This is a genomic window from Pseudonocardia autotrophica, assembly GCF_003945385.1.
Lineage (GTDB): Bacteria > Actinomycetota > Actinomycetes > Mycobacteriales > Pseudonocardiaceae > Pseudonocardia > Pseudonocardia autotrophica.
Window position 1 is genome coordinate 4,927,433 of record NZ_AP018920.1, and the last position, 19,686, is coordinate 4,947,118.

The 19,686-nt window shown below is 73.0% G+C and carries 21 protein-coding genes and 1 riboswitch; of the genes, 9 read left to right on the forward strand and 12 right to left on the reverse strand.

Annotation, left to right across the window (positions count from 1 at the left end):
• Positions 1-177 precede the first annotated feature (177 nt).
• Together Pdca_RS22940 and Pdca_RS22945 are read left to right on the forward strand one after the other, a co-directional pair.
• The gene (locus Pdca_RS22940; protein WP_232021132.1) at positions 178-1,002 is read left to right on the forward strand and encodes an HNH endonuclease family protein; all 825 of its coding nucleotides are present in this window, start codon (positions 178-180) and stop codon (positions 1,000-1,002) included.
• Positions 1,003-1,050: 48 nt separating this feature from the next.
• Positions 1,051-1,767 (forward strand): YwaF family protein, encoded by a 717-nt coding sequence (locus Pdca_RS22945; RefSeq protein ID WP_085913423.1) that lies wholly within the window; start codon positions 1,051-1,053, stop codon positions 1,765-1,767.
• Positions 1,768-1,776: 9 nt separating this feature from the next.
• On the opposite strand, the gene Pdca_RS22950 is transcribed toward Pdca_RS22945, so the two are convergent.
• Together Pdca_RS22950 and Pdca_RS22955 are read right to left on the reverse strand one after the other, a co-directional pair.
• The gene (locus Pdca_RS22950; RefSeq protein WP_085913424.1) at positions 1,777-3,186 is read right to left on the reverse strand and encodes a sodium:solute symporter family protein; all 1,410 of its coding nucleotides are present in this window, start codon (positions 3,184-3,186) and stop codon (positions 1,777-1,779) included.
• 45 nt (positions 3,187-3,231) lie between these two features.
• On the reverse strand, positions 3,232-4,125 hold the full coding sequence (locus Pdca_RS22955) for a MurR/RpiR family transcriptional regulator (protein WP_158092188.1): 894 nt from the start codon (positions 4,123-4,125) through the stop codon (positions 3,232-3,234).
• A 77-nt stretch (positions 4,126-4,202) separates the two neighbouring features.
• Between Pdca_RS22955 and Pdca_RS22960 the strand changes: the two genes are divergently transcribed.
• Positions 4,203-5,459, forward strand: a complete 1,257-nt coding sequence (locus Pdca_RS22960; protein ID WP_085913426.1) for a metal-dependent hydrolase family protein — start codon at positions 4,203-4,205, stop codon at positions 5,457-5,459.
• Positions 5,460-5,516: 57 nt separating this feature from the next.
• Here Pdca_RS22960 and Pdca_RS22965 read toward each other — a convergent pair whose 3' ends face one another.
• The 3 genes from Pdca_RS22965 to Pdca_RS22975 all read right to left on the reverse strand — a co-directional run bounded on the left by Pdca_RS22965 (position 5,517) and on the right by Pdca_RS22975 (position 8,603).
• The gene (locus Pdca_RS22965; protein WP_085913539.1) at positions 5,517-6,794 is read right to left on the reverse strand and encodes a deoxyguanosinetriphosphate triphosphohydrolase; all 1,278 of its coding nucleotides are present in this window, start codon (positions 6,792-6,794) and stop codon (positions 5,517-5,519) included.
• Positions 6,795-6,852: 58 nt separating this feature from the next.
• Positions 6,853-7,470 (reverse strand): YdcF family protein, encoded by a 618-nt coding sequence (locus Pdca_RS22970; RefSeq protein WP_085913540.1) that lies wholly within the window; start codon positions 7,468-7,470, stop codon positions 6,853-6,855.
• 92 nt (positions 7,471-7,562) lie between these two features.
• The gene (locus Pdca_RS22975; protein ID WP_232021134.1) at positions 7,563-8,603 is read right to left on the reverse strand and encodes an XdhC family protein; all 1,041 of its coding nucleotides are present in this window, start codon (positions 8,601-8,603) and stop codon (positions 7,563-7,565) included.
• 308 nt (positions 8,604-8,911) lie between these two features.
• Between Pdca_RS22975 and Pdca_RS22980 the strand changes: the two genes are divergently transcribed.
• A complete protein-coding gene (locus Pdca_RS22980; RefSeq protein WP_197719804.1) occupies positions 8,912-10,327 on the forward strand; it encodes a hemolysin family protein in 1,416 nt (471 codons plus the stop codon).
• Complete coding sequence (locus Pdca_RS22985) at positions 10,324-11,313, forward strand: hemolysin family protein (protein WP_085913543.1); 990 nt, start codon at positions 10,324-10,326, stop codon at positions 11,311-11,313. The genes Pdca_RS22980 and Pdca_RS22985 overlap by 4 nt, the downstream gene beginning before the upstream one ends.
• Positions 11,314-11,383: 70 nt before the next feature.
• Here the strand turns inward: Pdca_RS22985 and Pdca_RS22990 are convergent, their stop codons facing one another.
• Together Pdca_RS22990 and Pdca_RS22995 are read right to left on the reverse strand one after the other, a co-directional pair.
• Complete coding sequence (locus tag Pdca_RS22990) at positions 11,384-12,790, reverse strand: glycine--tRNA ligase (RefSeq protein ID WP_085913427.1); 1,407 nt, start codon at positions 12,788-12,790, stop codon at positions 11,384-11,386.
• A gap of 103 nt (positions 12,791-12,893) precedes the next feature.
• On the reverse strand, positions 12,894-13,223 hold the full coding sequence (locus tag Pdca_RS22995; protein ID WP_085913428.1) for an antibiotic biosynthesis monooxygenase: 330 nt from the start codon (positions 13,221-13,223) through the stop codon (positions 12,894-12,896).
• A 104-nt stretch (positions 13,224-13,327) separates the two neighbouring features.
• On the opposite strand from Pdca_RS22995, the gene Pdca_RS23000 reads away from it, so the two are divergent.
• Together Pdca_RS23000 and Pdca_RS23005 are read left to right on the forward strand one after the other, a co-directional pair.
• Positions 13,328-13,702: an ArsR/SmtB family transcription factor gene (locus Pdca_RS23000; RefSeq protein WP_085913544.1), complete on the forward strand. Its 375-nt coding sequence runs from the start codon at positions 13,328-13,330 to the stop codon at positions 13,700-13,702.
• Entirely contained in the window at positions 13,699-14,172 is a 474-nt protein-coding gene (locus tag Pdca_RS23005; RefSeq protein WP_085913429.1) for a Fur family transcriptional regulator, read from the forward strand. Before Pdca_RS23000 ends, Pdca_RS23005 begins: the two co-directional genes overlap by 4 nt.
• Positions 14,173-14,242: 70 nt before the next feature.
• On the opposite strand, the gene Pdca_RS23010 is transcribed toward Pdca_RS23005, so the two are convergent.
• Positions 14,243-15,598, reverse strand: coding sequence for an aminotransferase class V-fold PLP-dependent enzyme (locus Pdca_RS23010; RefSeq protein ID WP_085913430.1), 1,356 nt, complete (start codon positions 15,596-15,598; stop codon positions 14,243-14,245).
• A 50-nt stretch (positions 15,599-15,648) separates the two neighbouring features.
• Positions 15,649-15,762: riboswitch (SAM riboswitch) on the reverse strand.
• A gap of 145 nt (positions 15,763-15,907) precedes the next feature.
• Between Pdca_RS23010 and Pdca_RS23015 the strand changes: the two genes are divergently transcribed.
• Positions 15,908-16,591 carry a hypothetical protein gene (locus Pdca_RS23015; protein ID WP_085913545.1) on the forward strand — a complete coding sequence of 228 codons (684 nt, stop codon included), beginning with the start codon at positions 15,908-15,910 and terminating at the stop codon, positions 16,589-16,591.
• A 79-nt stretch (positions 16,592-16,670) separates the two neighbouring features.
• Positions 16,671-17,006: a DUF2795 domain-containing protein gene (locus Pdca_RS23020; protein WP_085913431.1), complete on the forward strand. Its 336-nt coding sequence runs from the start codon at positions 16,671-16,673 to the stop codon at positions 17,004-17,006.
• Between the two features lie 49 nt (positions 17,007-17,055).
• Here Pdca_RS23020 and Pdca_RS23025 read toward each other — a convergent pair whose 3' ends face one another.
• From Pdca_RS23025 to recO, 4 genes are all read right to left on the reverse strand, one after another.
• Positions 17,056-17,457 (reverse strand): hypothetical protein, encoded by a 402-nt coding sequence (locus Pdca_RS23025; protein ID WP_232021135.1) that lies wholly within the window; start codon positions 17,455-17,457, stop codon positions 17,056-17,058.
• On the reverse strand, positions 17,454-18,275 hold the full coding sequence (locus tag Pdca_RS23030) for an isoprenyl transferase (protein WP_174824302.1): 822 nt from the start codon (positions 18,273-18,275) through the stop codon (positions 17,454-17,456). The genes Pdca_RS23025 and Pdca_RS23030 overlap by 4 nt, the downstream gene beginning before the upstream one ends.
• 26 nt (positions 18,276-18,301) lie before the next feature.
• On the reverse strand, positions 18,302-18,697 hold the full coding sequence (locus tag Pdca_RS23035) for a hypothetical protein (RefSeq protein ID WP_125911527.1): 396 nt from the start codon (positions 18,695-18,697) through the stop codon (positions 18,302-18,304).
• Positions 18,698-18,783: 86 nt separating this feature from the next.
• Positions 18,784-19,665: a DNA repair protein RecO gene (recO, locus tag Pdca_RS23040; RefSeq protein WP_232021136.1), complete on the reverse strand. Its 882-nt coding sequence runs from the start codon at positions 19,663-19,665 to the stop codon at positions 18,784-18,786.
• Positions 19,666-19,686 lie beyond the last annotated feature (21 nt).

The window sequence follows — 19,686 nt, forward strand, 5'->3', positions numbered from 1 at the left end:
CTCCCTGGGCGGTGCGGATGTGTCACCCGTGGGACGCCGCCGGCACACGAGATGTGACAGTCCGCCCTGTGACCCCTGTCACCCAGCCGCGATCGCGCGTGAGCCGGCGGGCCCACGTGACGAATCCCCCGGCGTGTCCGGCACTGCCCCGGCGTTCGCGATCGCGATCATCGTCGGGTGCGTGCTCGTGGTGATGTCGTCGCCGTGCTGGCGGCGGTTCTGGTGCTGGCCGGGTGTGGTGCCCCCGGATCGTTCGCGGACGTCTGGGCTGCCGGGCCCGGCACCGGCATCGTCGACGCCGAGGTCGTCGACTCCGGGTTCGAACCGGGCGCCGGTTCCGGCTCCGATGGTCCGGCCGGACCGGCCGTCTGGGCCGAGCAGGCACCGGCGGCCGGGAACGCCGCCGCCGTGCTCGGGACCCTCGAGGTCAAGGGCCGCGCACCGAAGACCGGGTACGCCCGCACCGAGTTCGGCCGCCGCTGGGCCGACATCGACCGGGACGGCTGCGACCAGCGCAACCAGGTCCTCTCCAGGGACATGGACCGGGAGACCTTCAAGGCGGGGACGCACGACTGCGTCGTCCTGACCGGCACCCTGCGCGACGCCTACACCGGGCAGACGATCTCCTTCACCCGTGGTCAGGGCACCAGCGAGCGGGTCCAGATCGACCACGTCGTCGCACTCTCCGACGCCTGGCAGAAGGGTGCCCAGCAGCTCGACGCCACCGCCCGCGAGCACATCGGCAACGACCCGCTGAACCTGATCGCCGTCGACGGCCCCACGAACAGCCGCAAGGGCGACGGCGACGCCGCCACCTGGCTGCCGCCGGACACCGGCTACCGGTGCGCCTACGTCTCCCGGCAGGTCGCGGTGAAGGCCAAGTACGACCTCTGGGTCACCGCCGCCGAACGGGACGCGATCGCCCGGGTGCTGAGCAGCTGCCCGGACCGGTCGGTCCCGACCGACGCCGACGCGATGCGCCCGGCGATCGACCTGCGCTGAGCACCGCCGAGTGGCGGCACCGGGCGCGCACCGGTAGAAGCTGGTGAGGTGCAGCCGGACGACGCCGTCTTCGTGCCCTACGGCACGACGCACTGGACGGCGCTGACGACCGGCGCGATCGTCGCCGTGCTGCTGGTGCTCGCCGGGCGGCGGATGCGCGGAACCGGCGCCGAGATCGTCACCGGCCGGGTGTTCGCGCTGGTGATCATCGGGTTCCAGGTGTCGATGCAGGTCCGGCGGCTGCTCCCGGAGAACTGGGACCTCTACACGTCGCTGCCGTTGCAGCTCAGCGACCTGAGCTGGGTGGCCGCGGCGTACGCGCTGTGGACGCACCGCTGGTGGGCCTGCGCGCTCACCTACTACTGGGGACTCACCCTGACCCCGCAGGCCGTCCTCACCCCGGCGCTGGACGCGCCGGACTTCCCGCGTATCGAATTTCTGGACTTCTGGGCGCTGCACCTGTTCGTCACCTGGGCCGCGGTCTACCTGACCTGGGGCGTCGGGATCCGGCCGACCTGGCGCGGCATGCGGGCGACGATCGCCGCGACCGTCGGCTGGGCGACCGTGGCGTTCACGGTGAACTCCGCGACCGGGACCAACTACGGGTTCCTCAACCACAAGCCGACGAACCCGTCGCTGCTGGACCTGCTGGGGCCGTGGCCGTGGTACCTGCTCGTCGAGTTCGCGCTCGTCGTGGCCGGATGGTGCCTGATCACCTGGCCGTGGACGCGCAGCCGGCAACGGGAGGACACGCACGCCGGCTGATCCGGCAGGTCAGGCCGCCGCGGGTTCATCGGCCGGCGCCACCCGGCGGGGGAACAGCAGAGCCGTGACCACCAGGGTCGCCAGTGCCGCGGGCAGCGACACGACGACCGAGTTCAGCTCCGACGCCCGGCCGGACACCTCCCACGCGACGGTCACCGCACCCCCGACCACGATCGTCGCGACGGCCGAGACGGCTCCGGCCCGGCGCCAGAACAGTGCCGCGAGGATCACCGGGGTCAGCGCCGCGCCGTACATCGTGTAGGCGTACATCTGCAGTTCGAGCACGGTCGGGAAGAACTGGACCATCACGAAGGCCAGCACGGCGAGCAGCAGCACCGACGACCGCCCGACCGCGACCCCGAGCCGTCCGCCCGCGCGCTCCGGCCTGCGCAGGAAGACCAGGTCGTAGACGACGTTCGCCGAACTGGTGAGCAGGTACGACGAGCCGGTCGTGACGATCAGCGCGAACGCCCCGACCAGCAGCAGCCCACCGACGACCGGCGGCGTGAGGTCCCCGCCGGCGAGCGCGAGCACCGCGGTGTCCGCCTCGATGTCCGGCAGCAGGAAGCTCGACGTCGAGGCCAGCAGCACGATCGGCGTGATCATCAGCAGCGCACCGCCGAAGAACAGCAGCGTCGCCCGGACCGCCGTCCGCGAGTCCCGCGCGGCGGAGAGGCGCTGGTGCATGTTCTGGTCGCCGAGGATCAGCAGGAACACCGGCAGGAAGTAGCCGAGCAACGCCAGCGGCGGCAGGCCGCCGGTAACCGTGCTCAGTGCCGGGTCAAGCCGGTCGACATAGCCGCCGATCCCGCCGACGTCGGTGGCGAAGAGGTAGATCAGGCACACGAACAGGCCGAGGACGACCAGCACGGAGGAGATCGCATCGGTCCAGGCGACCGATTTCAGGCCGCCGGACATCGACAGGACGGTGATCAGCGCCGCGGCCACCACCGCGCCCTGGGTCTCCGAGACGGGCGCCATCAGCGAGATGATGTAACCGGCACCGGTGAACTGGTACGCCGTGATGCCCACGAACGCGATGATGATCATGACGGTGCCGATGTAGCGGGCCGCCGTCCCGTACCGGTCCTGGAAGAGCTCCGGCACGGTCCGGAAGCCACCGGTGCGGACCCTGGTGACCAGGATCAGCAGGCAGAGGATCCCGATCAGGGTGCCGGCGAAGAAGAACATCCCGGCGATCGGGCCGTAGGTGTAGACGAAGTTCGCCCCGCCGATGATCGATCCGCTGCCGACGAAGGTGGCGAGCATCGTCGCGCCCAGCACCGTGGTCGACAGCGAGCGCCCCGCGAGCACGAAGTCCTCGCCGTCGCGCATAGCCGACGGCCGGGAGAACCGCAGGGCCACCACGGCCATGAAACCGAGATAGAGCACCAGCAGCGTGACGTTGAGCGCGGCCATGGCAGGATCGTAGATGCAATGTTTGTTGCAGTGAAGACCTCGCGGTCACTCGTCCTCGACCACCCCCAGCGAGTCCCAGAGCTCGTCCAGCTCGGCCAGCCGGGCACGGGTGGCGGCCGGCTCCGCGTCCGCGAGCAGTCGCAGGATCGCCTGGGTGACGCTGACCGCGCAGATGATCGACGGGACGAAACCGCGCCCCTCGCTCGGCACCGTGATCACGACGTCGGCGAGCTCGGCGACCGCCGAGCGGCGGTCGACGACCGCGACCACGGTTGCGCCGGCCCGGCGGGCCACCTCCGCCGCCCGGCGGACCACCACCGACGTGCGCCACAGGCTGAAGGTGAGGAAGCAGTCCCCCGCACCGAGCAGCCGCGCGCTGTTCAGCATTGCCGTCGCGGCACCGTTCTGCACGGTGACGTCGTGCCCGATCATCTGCGCGACGTGCGCGAGCTGGATCCCGGGGGCGGCATAGGTGCCGGTGGCGAAGACGACGGTGCGGCGGGCGGTGCGGACGACCTCGGCGGCCCGGTGGACGGCGGCCGGGTCGGTACCGGCGAGCATGGTCCGCAACAGGTGCACGTCGTGCCCGACCACCCGGTACAGCACGTCCCCCGGGTCGTCCGCCGCGGCCCCGCCGCCGGCAGGCCCGTCCGGCCGGGCGGGCTCGGCGTACAGGTCGTAGATCCGGTCGACGGCCAGCGACGACAGGTAGCGGCTGCGCAGCTCGGTCGCGAACTCCGGCCAACCCCCGAACCCCACGGCCTGGGCCGCACGCACCACGGTGGCCGGGTTCACCCCCGCCGCCCGCGCGACCGTGTGGGTGGAGGCGTAGGCGCACAGCTCGGGATCGGCCACCGCCGCGTCGAGCACCGCGCGGACACCACGACCGAGTGTCCGCTCCCCGGTCAGGCCGTCCAGCCACCGTCGCAGGTCGGCCATCCCGTCGCCCCCTCGCTTCCTCGTGTTCTGCAACATATATTGCAGCTAGGTCAACGCAACGTGTCACTGGAGGCATCGTGCACCTGTCCCCCGCGCTGTCCGCCGTCCGCAACGCCCGCGTCGTCGATCCGAGATCGGCGACGACGAGCGAGCCGCGCGACATCCTTCTGCACGACGGGCGGATCACCGAGATCGCTCCGCCCGGCACCGCCGGGACCGATGCATACGCTTGCGACGCCGCCGGCCGGATGGTCCTCCCGGGGCTGATCGACGCACACGTGCACGTCACCGCCTCCACCGCGGATCTCGCCACCCTCGGCGACACCTCGCCGTACCTGGTCGCCGCGCACGCCCAGCGGCTGCTGCACGGCATGCTCGCCCGCGGGTTCACCACGGTGCGCGACGCCGCCGGCGCCGACCACGGCCTGGCCGAGGCGCTGGACCGCGACCTGTTCGTCGGCCCTCGGCTCTTCTTCGGCGGCAAGGCACTGTCCCAGACGGGTGGGCACGGCGACGTGCGCGGCCCCGGCACCCAGGTGCTCGACCAGCACGCCTGCTGCCCCCATCTGAGCGTCGTGTGCGACGGCGTCAGCGAGGTGCGCCGCGCCGCACGCGAGCAGCTCCGCACCGGCGCCGACCACATCAAGATCATGCTCTCCGGTGGTGTCGCGTCCCCGACCGACCGCATCGACTCCACCCAGTTCTCCGACGAGGAGATCCGCGCGATCGTCGAGGAAGCCGAGGCCGCCGACCGCTACGTCCTCGGACACGCCTACACGGCGCGCGCCGTCGACCGCGGGTTACGACTCGGCGTCAGGTCGATCGAGCACGGCAACCTGATCGACGCCGGCAGCGTCGCACTGTTCCGCGAGCACGACGCGTACCTCGTCCCGACCCTGGCGACCTACGACCGGCTCAAGGCCGAAGGGGCCCTGCACGGCCTGCCCGTCGCGTCCCAGCGCAAGATCGACCAGGTGCTGGCCGGCGGTCTCGACGCGCTGCGGCTGGCCACCGAGGGCGGGGTGAACGTGGTGTTCGGGACCGACCTGCTCGGCGAGATGCAGCAGCACCAGTCCGCCGAGTTCCGGATCCGGGCCCAGGTCGTGTCCTCGGCCGAGGTGCTGCGCTCGGCGACGACGACGGCCGCGCGGCTGCTGCGGGCCGAGGGGGACATCGGGGTCGTCGCCCCCGGCGCGCACGCGGACCTGCTGGTCGTCGACGGGGACCCGCTCGATGACGTCACCGTGCTGGCCGACCCGGCGCACGCCCTGCACACGGTCCTCAAGGGAGGTCGCCCGGTCGTCGACGACGCCGGGCTCGTCGGGAGCGTCTGAGCACCGGCGGCCGGACCACCGCGCCGGCAGCTCCCGCCGCCCGGCCGCACCGGGCACCTACCGGCATGCCCTCCGATGCCAGGCGACCGCCTGCTGATCGGTGAGCAGCGCGACCTGGTCGATCACCACGCGCAGCCGGGCCCGGTCGTCCGGCGCGGCGCTCCAGTCCTCGGCGCGGACCGGGTCGAGCCCGTCCGGGCCGCGCGCGGACAGCGTGGCGACCAGCTCGCGCAGCAGCTCGCGCTGCCGCTCCTGCATCGCCAGCCGCTCCGGGTCACTCATCACGTACCGGGTGGCGAGCTCCTTGAGCAGCACCACCTCGGCCTGCGCCTCCAGCGGGACGACGAGATCGGCGCGGTGCCGGGCGAGCGGGGCGTCGCCGTAGGTGTCCAGGGTGGAGTCGGTCGCGGCGAGCGCGAACCGCCCGACCAGCTCACTGGTCAGCCGCTTCATCGCGACCAGGTCGTCGCCACCGGCGGTGCGCACGTCGAACCCGCGCACCGCGCGGACCACCGGCAGCGCGTCGAGCTGCGCGGCCGCCTCCGCGCAGGCGCCGGAGTCGGTACCGAACCGCCGCGCGGCCTCCGCGGCGAGCGCCTCGCGTTCGGCCGGCGACGAGAGCACGGCCAGATCCATCCGGCCGGCCAGCACCGCGTCCTCGACGTCGTGCACCGAGTACGCGACGTCGTCCGCCCAGTCCATGACCTGCGCCTCCATGCAGCGCACACCGGGCCGGGCCCCGAGCCGCACCCAGTCCAGTGCCGGGAGGTCGTCGGCGTAGGCGCCGAACTTGCGCTCCGCCCCGCGCCGGGCCCACGGGTACTTCGTCGCGGCGTCGAGGGTGGCCCGGGTCAGGTTGAGCCCGCCGGGGCCGCGCCCGTCCGACGACCGGGCCTTCGGCTCCAGCCGGGTCACGATCCGCAGGGTCTGCGCGTTGCCCTCGAACCCGCCGCAGCCGGCGCCCGCCTCGTCGAGTGCGCGTTCGCCGTTGTGTCCGAACGGTGGATGACCGATGTCGTGGGCCAGCCCCGCCGCGTCGACGACGTCCGGATCGAGGCCGAGTTCCTCGGCGATCCCGCGACCGATCTGGGCGACCTCCAGCGAGTGCGTCAGCCGGGTCCGCGGGATACCGGTGACCTCGGCGCCCTCCCCCGGGCCGACGACCTGCGTCTTGCCCGCGAGCCGGCGCAGCGCCGCCGAGTGCAGCACCCGCGCCCGGTCCCGGGAGAACGGGCTGCGCCGCTCCACCCGGCCGCGCTCCCCCAGGCCGGATCCCTTGGGCTGCTCGGGATGCCGTCGCTGCGCGTCGTCCGGGGTGTACCCGGCCGACGGCACCGCGCAGACATCGGGGGCGGCCGTGCTCCCGGGCCGCTCGGAGAGCTCCGACACGGCCTCAGCCCTGCCCGGAACTCGCGGTGTCGACCGAGGCGTGCGTGAGCGTGTAGAACAGCAGCGCCCCGGTCTCCCGGTAGATGTAGCGCAGCTGGGTCTCCCGGGTCTGCACGATCGGACCGCTGCGGGTCGGCGACGTCCACGCCTCCAGGCCGGCGTCCCGGGCCATCGTGCGAGCACGCAGGCTGTGCCACGGATCGGACACCAGCAGCGCCGACGACCAGCCCTGGGCCCGGGCCCCCGCGGCGACCGCCTGCAGGCTGCCGAGGGTGTCCGATCCCTCCGGCACCGCCTGCACCGCCGACGCCGGCACTCCGCGGGCGACCAGCCAGTCCCGGCTGGCCTCGGCCTCGGTGTAGCGGTCGCCCGTGCGCCCGCCGCCGACCGTGACGATCCGCGGGGCGACACCGTCGGCGTAGAGCTGGGCGGCGTGCCGCAGCCGGGCCGCGAGCACCGCGCTCGGCTCGCCGTTGTACTGGGCCGCCCCGAGCACGACGACCGCATCCACCGGGCGCTGGTCGTCGACCCTGGCGACCTGCCAGACCCGCAGCGCGGTCACGCCCACGACGGCGATCAGCATCACCAGGCCGCCGACGAGCAGCCGGGCACCCCAGGTCATCCCGGTCCGGACCGGGCCGCGGGCCGCGGGGCGCACCGGTGCCGGCGCGACCGGCGCTCCGCCGCCGAGACCGCGGCGCGACGAGGCTGCGCTCATCCGCCGATCCGTCCGGCCGACTCCGCCAGCGCCGACGCCGATCGCCCGGCCCGCAGGGCGATCACCTGCGCGACGATCGACACCGCCGTCTCGGCCGGTGTCCGGGCACCCAGGTCGAGCCCGACCGGCCCGTGGATCGCGGCGAACCCGCCCTCCCCGACGCCCGCCGCCGCCAACCGCTCCCGGCGGGCGGACTGGGTGCGGCGGGAGCCGAGCGCGCCGAGGAAGCCGCGGCCGTGTGCCACACCCTCGATCAGGATCGAGTCGAACTCCGGGGCGTGGTCGAGCAGGACCAGCACGTCGGCATCGGTGAAGGCGGACACCGCCGCCTGCGCGTCAGCCACGGTGGTGACGGTGCGCGCGGACCAGCCGAGCAGCCCGGCCTGCGCGTGCAGCGCCGCGCCGAGCGCACCCTCGCCGACCACCAGGACCGACGGCACCGGCACCCAGACGTCGACCAGCACGGCGGTGCCGGCGGCGTCGACCTGCTCGGTGGCGATGGCCCCGCGGCGCAACAGTTGCCGGGCCGCGGCGGTGGCCGCCTCGCCGACCGCGCCGTCGCCCAGCGATCCGTGCTCGGTCATGAGATCCGGCCCGGTCAGCACCAGCGCCGACGCGCCGTCGACGGTGGACAGCAGTGCGGCGGGACGGGCCGCCTCCAGCGCCTCGCCGAGCGCGGCGGCCGGCCCGGCCGGCAGCGGGTGCCCCACCAGGGTCGCGCCGCCCGCGCAGGCCAGCCCGGCCGCCACCGCGGAGGACTCCGCGACGTGCGCCTCCCGGACCGTCGCCGCACCGGCGGCGGCCTCGGTGGCCAGCGGATGCGCCGTGTCGTCGAGCGCACCGAGATAGAGCAGACCGTGCACCTCACCGCCGGGGGTACCGGCCAGCAGCTGACCGGACTCGACGGAGCCGAAGCCGTGCCGGTCGAGCACCCGGACCACGCCGATGCCCGCAGCCTCCCCCGCAGCCCAGCGGCGCAGGGTGGCGCCGAGCGCACGACGCGGATCGGTGGGGCTCTGGGACGTACCGGTGCTCACGGGCGCCAGGGTAGCGACGGCGGCTGACAGATTCCTGAGGGGAGCGCCGGCCCGTCGCCGGCGGTCGGCCCGATCCTCCGGAGTCACATTTCAGAGACACGTGACGAGGCCGACGCGACGAGTGCGCGCCGGAACCTTACTATTCCGGCACGCGTTATGCGCGTGCACGACACATCCGATCGCGAGTCAGGAGTCATGGACCCCAGCGACAGTCCCGGCGCCGTCCGGCACACATCCGGACGGCGACCCCGCATCGCCCTCGTTCCCGCCCGTACCCACGGGCCCGACCGCCGGGCGGTGACGCTCCGGTGATCGGCACGATCCTCGGAATCCTGCTCGGCATCCTGGTCGTTCTGGCCATCACCGCGCTCACCGGGTATTTCGTGGCGCAGGAGTTCGGCTACATGGCCGTCGACCGCTCCCGGCTCAAGGCCAAGGCGGCCGAGGGCGACACCGGAGCGATCCGCGCCCTCGACATCACCCGGCGCACCTCGTTCATGCTGTCCGGCGCCCAGCTCGGCATCACCGTCACCGGCCTGCTGGTCGGTTACGTCGCCGAGCCGCTGATCGGCAACGGCATCGCCGAGCTGCTCGGCGTGGTCAACGTCCCGAGCGGGATCGGCCTCGCGATCGGCATCACGTTCGCGCTGCTGCTCTCGACCGTCGTCCAGATGGTCTTCGGCGAGCTGTTCCCGAAGAACCTGGCGATCGCCCGGCCGGAACCCGTGGCGCGCTGGCTGGCGCTGTCCACGAAGACCTACCTGGCGATCTTCGGCTGGATCATCAAGCTGTTCGACGCCGCGTCGAACCTGCTGCTGCGTGCGCTGCGGATCGAGCCCGTGCACGACGTCGAGCACTCGGCCACCCCGCGTGACCTGGAAGCCATCATCGACGACTCCCGCGACTCGGGCGATCTCTCCCCGGAGTTCGCGGCCCTGCTGGACCGGGTCGTCGACTTCACCGACCGCACCGCGCGCGCCGCGATGATCCCGCGCCCGCGGGTCTCCTGGGTGCGCGACGACGCCACCGTGGAGAGCCTGATCGGCCAGATGGCCGTGCAGCACTCCCGCTATCCCGTCCTCGGGACGCCGCCCGACGCGGCCGACCCGGAGAACGCGCTGGAGCTGGTCGGCGTCGTCTGCCTCAAGGACGTGCTGGCCCTGTCCGAGCGCACCGACCTGGGCGGCCGCGGCGCGGCCGACGTCCTGGTGTCGGAGCTGATGCGGGCACCGGTGCTGGTGCCGTCCTCGCTGCCGCTGCCGCAGGTCATGGCCCGGCTGCGGGAGGAGGGCGAGGAGCTCGCCTGCGTGCTCGACGAGTACGGCGGCCTGGCCGGCGTCATCACCGTCGAGGACGTCGCCGAGGAGCTGGTCGGCGAGATCACCGACGAGCACGACCAGGCCGGGACCGATCAGGCCCGCCAGGCAGAGGACGGCTGGGTGGTGCCGGGTGACCGGCACGTCGACGAGGTCGGCAGGCTGATCGACGCCGAGCTGCCCGAGGGCGACTACCAGACCGTCGGCGGCCTGGTGATGGCCGAGCTGCAGCGGCTCCCCGAGCCGGGTGACGAGGTCGTCGTCATGATCCCGGCCGAGGATCCGGACGACCCGCCGCGGAGGCTGCGGATCAGCGTCCAGGAGGTGGACCGCCGCGTTCCGGCGGCGGTGCACCTGGTGTGGACCGAGTCCGCCGACTCGGACGATGAGCAGGAGGTGTGGGCATGAGCGTCACCTCGATCGTCGTCTCGATCGCCCTGGTCGGGCTGAGCGCGTTCTTCGTGGCGGTGGAGTTCGCACTCGTCGCCGCCCGGAACTACCGGCTGGAGGAGGCCGCGCAGACCTCCGCGTCGGCGCGTGCCGCGCTGCGCAGCGCCAAGGACCTGTCGCTGTTGCTGGCCGGTTCCCAGCTGGGCATCACGCTGTGCACGCTGGGCCTCGGTGCGGTCGCGAAACCGGCCGTCGACTACGCCCTGCGGCCGGTGCTGGAGGGATGGGGGCTGGCCTCGGGTATCGCCACGGTCCTCTCCTTCGTCCTGTCGCTGATCGTGGTCACCTTCGTGCACCTCGTGGTCGGTGAGATGGCGCCGAAGTCCTGGGCGATCTCGCACCCGGAACGGTCGGCGATCATGCTGGCGCTGCCGATGCGCGGCTTCATGGTGCTGACCCGGCCGATCCTGGTGCTGCTGAACGGCCTGGCCAACCGCTGCCTGCGGGCGGTCGGCGTCGAGCCGGTCGACGAGATGGCCTCCGGCCGCAACGCCGACGACCTGCGCGAGCTGGTCGATCACTCGGCGAAGACCGGTGCCCTGGACCAGGAGCGGCGCGACCAGCTGGTCACCGCCCTGGAGCTGGAGCGGATGCCGTTGAGCGAGCTGGCACACGAGCCGTCCGGGGTGGGCGCCGACGACGACGTCGCCTCGGTCCAGGAGACCGCGCGGCGGACCGGCCACCTGCGGCTCATCGTGCGCGACGGCGAGACGCCGATCGGCTACGTGCACGTGCGGGACACGCTGACCCGCGAGCCCGGGACCCCGGCCCGCGAGCTGATGCGCCCGGTGCTCACGCTCCCGGCGGACACCCGCTACAACGCGGCGGTGAACACGATGCGCGAGCAGCGTGCGCACCTGGCGCTGGTGGAGTCCGAGGGCAGCCTGATCGGCATCATCACGCTGTCCGACCTGGTGGAGAGGCTGCTCCCCGAGCCGGTGTAGTCCCCGCGAGACACAGATCGGCCCCCGCCCGTACCCACGGGCGGGGGCCGATCTGGATGTGCGGGCCCGCTCAGCAGCCGAGCAGCCGGGTGGCCAGGTAGGCCTCGACCTGGTCCAGCGCGACCCGCTCCTGGGCCATGGTGTCGCGCTCCCGGATGGTCACCGCCTGGTCGGTCAAGGTGTCGAAGTCCACCGTGATGCAGAACGGCGTGCCGATCTCGTCCTGACGACGGTAGCGGCGGCCGATCGCGCCGGCGTCGTCGAAGTCGACGTTCCAGCTCTTCCGCAGCTGCGCGGCCAGGTCCTTCGCCTTGGGCGACAGGTCGGCGTTGCGCGAGAGCGGCAGCACCGCGGCCTTCACCGGGGCGAGCCGGCGGTCCAGCTTCAGCACGACGCGCTTGTCGACGCCGCCCTTGGCGTTGGGCGCCTCGTCCTCGCTGTAGGCCTCGATCAGGAACGCCATCATCGACCGCCCGACCCCGGCCGCGGGCTCGATCACGTACGGCCGGTAGCGGGTGTCGGTGGCCTGGTCGTAGAACGACAGGTCGACGCCCGAGTGGTTCGAGTGCGTGGTCAGGTCGAAGTCCGTGCGGTTCGCGATGCCCTCGAGCTCGCCCCACTCCTGGCCGGTGAAGTTGAACCGGTACTCGATGTCGACGGTGCGCTTCGAGTAGTGGGAGAGCTTCTCCTTCGGGTGCTCGTACTGGCGCAGGTTCTCACGGTCGATGCCCAGGTCGGTGTACCAGCGGGTGCGCTCGTCGATCCAGTACTGGTGCAGCTCCTCGTCGCTGCCGGGCTCGACGAAGTACTCCATCTCCATCTGCTCGAACTCGCGGGTCCGGAAGATGAAGTTGCCCGGGGTGATCTCGTTGCGGAAGCTCTTCCCGATCTGGCCGATGCCGAACGGCGGCTTCTTGCGCGAGGTGGTCTGCACGTTCAGGAAGTTCACGAAGATGCCCTGGGCGGTCTCCGGGCGCAGGTAGGCCATGCCCTCCTCGGACTCCACCGGGCCGAGGAAGGTCTTCAGCATCATGTTGAACTCGCGCGGCGCGGTGAACTGGCCGCGGGTGCCGCAGTTCGGGCAGGGCACCTCGGACAGGTCGTTCGGGTCGGCCTGCTCCGGATCGCGGCCCTTGCGCTCGGCGAACTCCTCGGCCAGCTGGTCGGCGCGGTAGCGCTTGTGGCACGAGGTGCACTCGACCAGCGGGTCGGTGAACGCGTTCACGTGGCCGGAGGCGACCCAGGTCTGCCGCGGCAGGATGACCGAGGAGTCCAGACCGACGACGTCGTCGCGGCCGGTCACCATGGTCTTCCACCACTGGCGCTTGATGTTGTCCTTCAGCTCGACGCCGAGCGGACCGTAGTCCCACGCCGACCGGGTTCCGCCGTAGATCTCGCCGGAGGCGAAGACGAATCCGCGACGCTTGGTGAGCGCGACGATGGTCTCGATCTTGGCGGAGGTCGGCTTGCTGGCCACTGGTCGTACTCCAGGTCCGGGATTCGGGACTACCCACCTGCGGAGTCGCGAGGTGGGTCCTACAGATTACCGACCCGGCATAACCCGATTCCGCCCGCCCGGTTCAGGTGAGCAGTGAGGGGTGGCGGGCAGCGGAGCCGCCGGGTGTCACCGACAGCAGGGTCTCGTGTGTCGACTCGGTGCTGGTGTCGGCCTCGGCCAGCAACGGGTGCACGTGCTCGCGCACCGGGAACGGCCCGAGCGCACGCCGGTAGGCGTCGACCGAGTCGAAGCGGACCGTCAGCACCCACTGCTCCGGGGCCTCGATGGCGCGGCCGGCCTCGCCGCCGCGGCAGCCCGGCTGGGCGGCGAGGAGCTCCAGCGCACGGGCGGCGCGATCGGTGAATCGGGGGACGTCGTCGGGCGACACGGAGAACCGGCAGACCAGCAGCACGGCGCGACGATAACGAACACGCCTACCATGTCGGGTGCGGCCGGCTGGGCTCGATCAGCGCCGGGGGTGTGGCCGCCGCCTCCGGGGGACGGGACGGAACCACGATGTCTGCCGCAGCGGAGACCACCCGGACCCCGGGGACCGACGAGCACGCCGGGGAGCACCACCCGGCGCCGGCTCCCGGCCCTCTGCGTGATCCGCGCACCCTGGCAGCGGCCGGTGACCTGCTGCGCGCGCTGGCGGCGCCGGTGCGGATCGCGATCGTGCTGCAGCTCCTGGAGCACGCGCGCTGCGTGCACGACCTGGTGGACGCCCTCGGGGTCACCCAGCCGCTGATCAGCCAGCACCTGCGGGTGCTGAAGTCCGCCGGTGTGGTCGAAGGTGAACGAAAGGGACGTGAGGTGCTCTACTCCCTGGTCGACGACCATCTCGCCCACATCGTGGTGGACGCGGTGGCGCATGTGGAGGAGGACTCGTGAGCGATCAGGCGGTGCACGACGGCACGGACCAGGCCGGACGGGCCGGACGGGCCGCGCGCTCGACCGCCGGGCCACGCGGGATCCGCGCGACCCGGCAGCGGGCGGCGGTCATCGCACTGCTCGACCGGATCGAGGACTTCCGCTCCGCCCAGGAGATCCACGAGGAGCTCCGCCGCACCGGCGAGGGCATCGGGCTGACGACGGTCTACCGCACCCTGCAGACCCTCGCCGAGGGCAGCGAGGTCGACGTGTTGCGCACCGGCTCCGGCGAGGCCGTCTACCGGCGTTGCGCCAGCGAGCACCACCACCATCACCTGGTCTGCCGCCGGTGCGGGGCCGCCGTGGAGATCGAGGGGCCCGCCGTCGAGTCGTGGGCCCAGTCGATCGCCGAGCAGCACGGCTACACCGATCTCTCGCACACCCTGGAGATCTTCGGGCTGTGCCGGGCGTGCTCGGCGTCCCGCGGCTGATACCCGCGGGCCCGGTGCGCGACGGCCTGACGGGCGGCTGCCGTGTCCCGGCCCGTCCGCCACTCCGGGTTCAGCGGTCGCAGCCCGGGAGGCCGGGCCGCTCCCCCAGCCCGAACGGGTCCAGCGGGCGCGGGTCCGGGGTGGGCGTCCAGCGGCCGTCGAGAATCGCGTAGGTCCACTGCGGACCGCGCCGGGCCAGCCGGCCGAGCGCGTCCACCAGCCGGTCGACGTCCGACGGCGTGGTGCGCAGGCCGAGCGAGGCGCGAACGGCGTCGTCGCCGTCGTTGCAGCGGGCGAGCAGCGGGTGCGCACAGAACCGGCCGTCCCGCACCCCGATGCCGTACTCCGCGGACAGCACCGCCGCGACCAGCCCGGCCGGGAGGTCGCCGAGGGTGAAGGAGATCGTCGCGGTCCGGTCCGGCGCGTCGTCGAAGATCGACAGCGTGCGCAGCCCGGGGACCGACGCCAGCCCGGTGTGCAGGCGTGCGGCGAGCGCACGCTCGTGCGCGGGCACCTCGTCGTCGATCACCGGCTCCAGCTCGCGGCAGGCCGCCGCCAGCGCGGCCGCGCCCAGCACGTTCGGCGTGCCACCCTCGTGCCGCTGCGGCGCCGGCAGCCAGGCCACCTCGGTGCGGTCCCCGGCGACGGCGACCGAGCGCACCGCCCCACCGCCGGCGAGGTGTGGCTGCGCCGCGTCCAGCCAGTCACCGCGCCCGACCAGCACACCGGCCCCGAACGGCGCGTAGATCTTGTGCCCGGACAGCGCGAGGTAGTCGGCGCCCCAGCCGGCCAGGTCGAGCCTGCGGTGCGGGGCGAGCTGGGCGGCGTCCACGCAGACCCGGGCACCGGCGGCGTGCGCGATCGCCACGATCTCGGCGACCGGCAGCAGCTCACCGGTCACGTTCGACGCCCCGGTGACGGCCACCAGCGCGGTGTCCGGCCGGGCCGCCAGCTCGGCGCGCAGCGCCTGCAGCGTGTCGCCGATCGTCCGGCCCGCCGGGACGACCCGGTGCCCGGAGTGCCGCCAGGCCAGCAGCGTCGCGTGGTGCTCCAGGTCCAGCGTCAGCACCGGGCCCGGGACCGCGCGGGCGAGCAACCCGAGCGCGTCGGTGGTGTTGCGGGTGAACACCACGACGTCGTCGGGCCGGGCGCGCACGAAGCGGGCGACATCGGCACGCGCGTTCTCCAGCAGCGACGTGCACACCCGCGAGGTGTAACCGGCGCCCCGGTGCACGCTGCCGTGATAGGGTAGCACCTGCGCGACGTGCGCGGTGACCGCGGCGAGAGCCGGCGTCGAGGCGGCGGAGTCGAGATCGCAGTAGCCGACCCGTCCGCCGTCGACCAGCGGCACGGTCAGATCGGCACCGGTGACCGCCGGGAGCTCGGCGGCCGGGCGGGTGGTCTCGTGCAGCAGGGCAGCGGTCATGATCGTCCTCCGGATCACAGGGATCCGGGGCAGCGCTGCTGCGGGTGCCGGATCCGCGCTTGCCGGCGCGGGTGTCGCGACGGCCCGGTCATCACCCGGGGCACCCCACCGCGGAGGAGGGTTGCCGGCCAGCAAGCCGGGGCTTGACGCTGGCACTCGTGACCTTTTCGGAGCGGGACGCTAGCACGATAGCCGCGCAGATCCACGCCGCCGGTGCGACGGCGAGGCACAGGTCACAGAACGTCTCATAACGCGACACCGTGCCGCGGCACCCGCCGATACCGTGATCCATCGGAGGTGGGGTCGACGATGACCGACACGCACGAGGACGGCGCACCCGGCGACGGGGGCCCCGTCGCACCGACGACGGTGCGACGGATCGACGTTCCGGAGTCCGGCGAGCTGGCACAGCTCGCGGCGGTCTTCGAGGACCTGCAGTACGTGCTGCGCTGCTGCGAGCACCTGGTGACCGCGCTCGCCGGCCCGGAGTCCGGCCCGGTGCGGGTGGACGCCGATCCGGCGCTGGTCGAGGCGCTCTGGACCGGGGCGGTGATCGGCTACGTCCGCTGCTTCTCCGGGCGGACGAAGACTCTGACCGGAGCCGATCTGGAGAAGCTCGAGCTCGACGGCGACGTCGGCGACTTCCACGAGATGCTGCTCAAGCTCCGCGACCACTACGCGTCCCGGCACGTCAATCCGCGCGAGTCGTACTCGATCGGGGTGGCCCAGTCGAACGACGGGGCACCCCGCGGCGTCGCGATCATCTCGACCCCGCGGCCGCTGGTCGACGAGACGACGGTGCGGCTGCTCGGCCGGGTCGCCTACGGGCTGTCCGGGCTGGTCGACGCCCGGATGAAGAAGTCCCAGAACGACGTGCTCGGCGTCGCGCACGACATGACACCCGCCCAGCTGTCCGCACTTCCGCTCGTCCATCTCGCCGACGAGCCGGATGCGGCCGGACCGGCCGACGGGGAGAGTCCCGCCACCGGATGACGCCGGCGATGCATGGATCGCCGCACACCGGTAACCCTCGTCGGGACGAACGATCACCGACGAGGAGGAATCTCCCGAGATGACGACCCGCACGACCACCCCCGACGCCGTCCACGCCGCGCTGGACGGCGTCACGTTCCCGGCCGGTAAGGACCAGCTGACGGCCGGCGCCGAGCGCAACGGCGCGGGCGCCGCGACCGTCGAGGCGATCCGGGCCGTCCCGGCGGAGACCTACGACTCCGCCGCGGACGTCGTCGCCGCGGTCGACACCGCCGACGAGTCCCGGGAGGAGACCGAGCAGCTCCGTGCGCAGCGGCGCACCGAGCACACCCACTCCGGGCTCTCGGAGGGGACCAAGGACGTCGACCCGGTCAACCCGATCGCCGAGGAGCTCGGCACGAACCGCAAGAAGTGAACTGTCCCGGGTGGGCCGGGGGCGTACCGCCCCCACGGCCCACCCGCGGTCACTCGTCGACCAGTTCCGCGCGCATGCTCGACGCCGACGACACGACCAGCATCAACAGCGTGCCCATCGGTGCCTCGGTCAGCCCGGCGGCCGGGAACGCGTAGCGCAGCGTCACGTCCCACCCGTGCTCGCCGCGCACCACCCGCGGGGTGCCGAACAGGCCCTCGCCCACACCGAGACCGACCCGGGACGGCACGTCCGGATCGGTCAGGTCCCAGGCGACCACGCAGGTGAGGTTGAGGACCGGCAGGCCCTCCTCCAGCTCGGTGCCCTGGACGACGCACAGCACACCGCCGTGCGCGAAGGTCAGCGCGCCGTCGTCGTCGACGACCACGTCGTGGAACCGCTCCAGCGCAGCCTGCGCGGTCCCGAGCATTCCGGTGATCACCGCGTCGGTCACTGCGCTGCTCCCTCGGCCAGGTCCGTGCTGCCTGTGCCGGCTGCGCTGCCTGTGCTGTCTTTCGCCCCGCCGAACCGCCGGTCCCGCCGGGCGTAGATCTCGATCGCCTGCCAGATGTGGCGGCGGTCGAAGTCCGGGAACAGCGTGTCCAGGAAGACCATCTCGGCATACGCACTCTGCCAGAGCAGGAAGTTCGACGTCCGCTGCTCCCCCGACGACCGCACGAACAGGTCGACGTCGGGCATGTCCGGCTCGTCCAGGTGCCGGGCGAGCATCCGCTCGTCGATCTTGTCCGGGTTGATCCGCCCCTCGGCGGCGAGCCGGGCGATCTGCCGGACCGAGTCGACGATCTCGGCCCGCCCCCCGTAGTTCACGCACATCGTGAGGTCCAGGACGTCGTTGTGCTTCGTCCGCTCCTCGGCGATCTCGAGCTCCTTGACGACCGAGCGCCAGAGCCGGGGCCGCCGGCCGGCCCACCGGACACGGACACCCAGCGCATCCATCTCGTCGACCCGGCGCCGGATCACGTCGCGGTTGAAGCCCATCAGGAACCGGACCTCGTCCGGGCTGCGCCGCCAGTTCTCGGTGGAGAACGCGTAGGCCGACAGCCAGCGGACGCCCATGTCGATGCACCCGCGGGCGACATCCATCAGCGACGCCTCACCGCGCTTGTGCCCCTCCGTGCGGGGCAGGCCGCGGGCGTTCGCCCAGCGACCGTTGCCGTCCATCACGAGCGCGATGTGGCGCGGGATCAGCGCGGCGGGGATCGCCGGCGGCAGTGCGCCGGACGGGTGCGGCGGGGGAGGCTGGAACGGCACGTACAGCACCCTACGTCGGTGCCGGATCAGATCCGGAACTGCTCGTCGGGCTCCTCACGCACCGGCCATGCCGGCACCTCGGAGTCCTCCAACCGCTCCACCGTCCGGCGCAGCTCACGCATCCCGCGGTGGTCGCGGGCGCGGTCGACCTCGGAGAGCGGCTCGCTGTCCTCCGGGCGGATCACCGGCAGCATCGGGATCGCCGGCCAGGCTCCGTCCTCGGTGCGGGCCCGCACCTGGCGCATGGCTCGCGTCGGACCGTCCGGCGGGGACTCGGGCAGCAGCTCGGTCCGCACCGGGATCAGCTGGGTGGGCGCGACCGGCAGCCGCTGGGTCGCAACGGCGAGCCGGCGGGTGCGCTCGGCCGCAGCCGCGTCGTCGCGACCGTCCCGGCCGTCCCGCGGGGTGTGGGGTGGGGTCACGTGCGTCTCCGTCGGATCCGATCGGTTCGGTTCGATCACGGGAGCGTAACGACCCGCGGAGGTGGGTTGCCCGGTGGAAGCCCGGATCACCCGGTGGAGTCGGCGGGTGTGGCGTGCTGCGCGACCGGCGGTCCGCCCGCCACCGGCACCGACCCGGCCGGACCGTTCGGCGTCGCCGGGGCACCTTCCGACGGGCGTTGCGGCACAGCAGGATCCCGAACGGGCCGGGACCGGGCCCGGCGATCCACCAGCGGCAGCGACCGGAGCTGGCGCTCCAGGTGCCACTGCAGGTGTGCCGCGACCAGACCGCTGGCCTCCCGCCGGGTCGGGTCGCCGGAGGCGTCGGCGACGGCCCAGTCACCGTGCAGCAGCGCCTCGAGCAGGGTGACCGTCTCGGCCGCCGGGGTGACCGATCCGGGCGGACGGCAGCGCGGGCAGACCATCCCGCCACCGGCGACGGTGAACGCCCGGTGCGGGCCCGGTGTGGCACAGCGCGCGCAGTCCGACAGCGACGGCGCCCACCCGGCGTGGCTCATCGCCCGCAGCAGGAACGCGTCCAGCACCAGCGCCGGTTCGCGGAGGCCGTCGGCCAGCGCCCGGGTCGCGCCGAGCAGCAGCAGGTACACCCGCAGCGACGGCTCCCCCTCCTCGGAGACCAGCCGGTCGGCGGTCTCCAGGATCGCGCAGCCGCAGGAGTACGCCCCCCAATCGGCCACGATCGCCGGCGCGAACGCGTCGAGCGTCTGGGCCTGGGTGACGACGTCGAGCGTGCGGCCGGTGTAGCACTGCACGTCGACGTGGTTGAACGGCTCCAGCCGCGCCCCCCAGCGCGACCGGGTGCGCCGCACACCCTTCGCGACCACCCGGATCTTCCCCCGCTGCCGGGTGAGCATCGTGACGATCCGGTCGGCCTCGCCGAGCTTCTGCACGCGCAACACGATTCCGGTGTCGCGGTACAGCTGGGCCATGCACCCAGCGTAGGCGCTGCC

What these genes read in the sequence shown, in the direction of transcription:
- Pdca_RS23010 (WP_085913430.1), bottom strand. Translation starts at nt 15,598, where the DNA reads ATGACCGCTGCCCTGCTGCACGAGACCACCCGCCCGGCCGCCGAGCTC.
- recO (WP_232021136.1), bottom strand. Translation starts at nt 19,665, where the DNA reads ATGGCCCAGCTGTACCGCGACACCGGAATCGTGTTGCGCGTGCAGAAG.
- Pdca_RS22985 (WP_085913543.1), top strand. Translation starts at nt 10,324, where the DNA reads ATGAGCGTCACCTCGATCGTCGTCTCGATCGCCCTGGTCGGGCTGAGC.
- Pdca_RS22950 (WP_085913424.1), bottom strand. Translation starts at nt 3,186, where the DNA reads ATGGCCGCGCTCAACGTCACGCTGCTGGTGCTCTATCTCGGTTTCATG.
- Pdca_RS23015 (WP_085913545.1), top strand. Translation starts at nt 15,908, where the DNA reads ATGACCGACACGCACGAGGACGGCGCACCCGGCGACGGGGGCCCCGTC.
- Pdca_RS23000 (WP_085913544.1), top strand. Translation starts at nt 13,328, where the DNA reads ATGTCTGCCGCAGCGGAGACCACCCGGACCCCGGGGACCGACGAGCAC.
- Pdca_RS23020 (WP_085913431.1), top strand. Translation starts at nt 16,671, where the DNA reads ATGACGACCCGCACGACCACCCCCGACGCCGTCCACGCCGCGCTGGAC.
- Pdca_RS22970 (WP_085913540.1), bottom strand. Translation starts at nt 7,470, where the DNA reads ATGACCTGGGGTGCCCGGCTGCTCGTCGGCGGCCTGGTGATGCTGATC.
- Pdca_RS22955 (WP_158092188.1), bottom strand. Translation starts at nt 4,125, where the DNA reads ATGGCCGACCTGCGACGGTGGCTGGACGGCCTGACCGGGGAGCGGACA.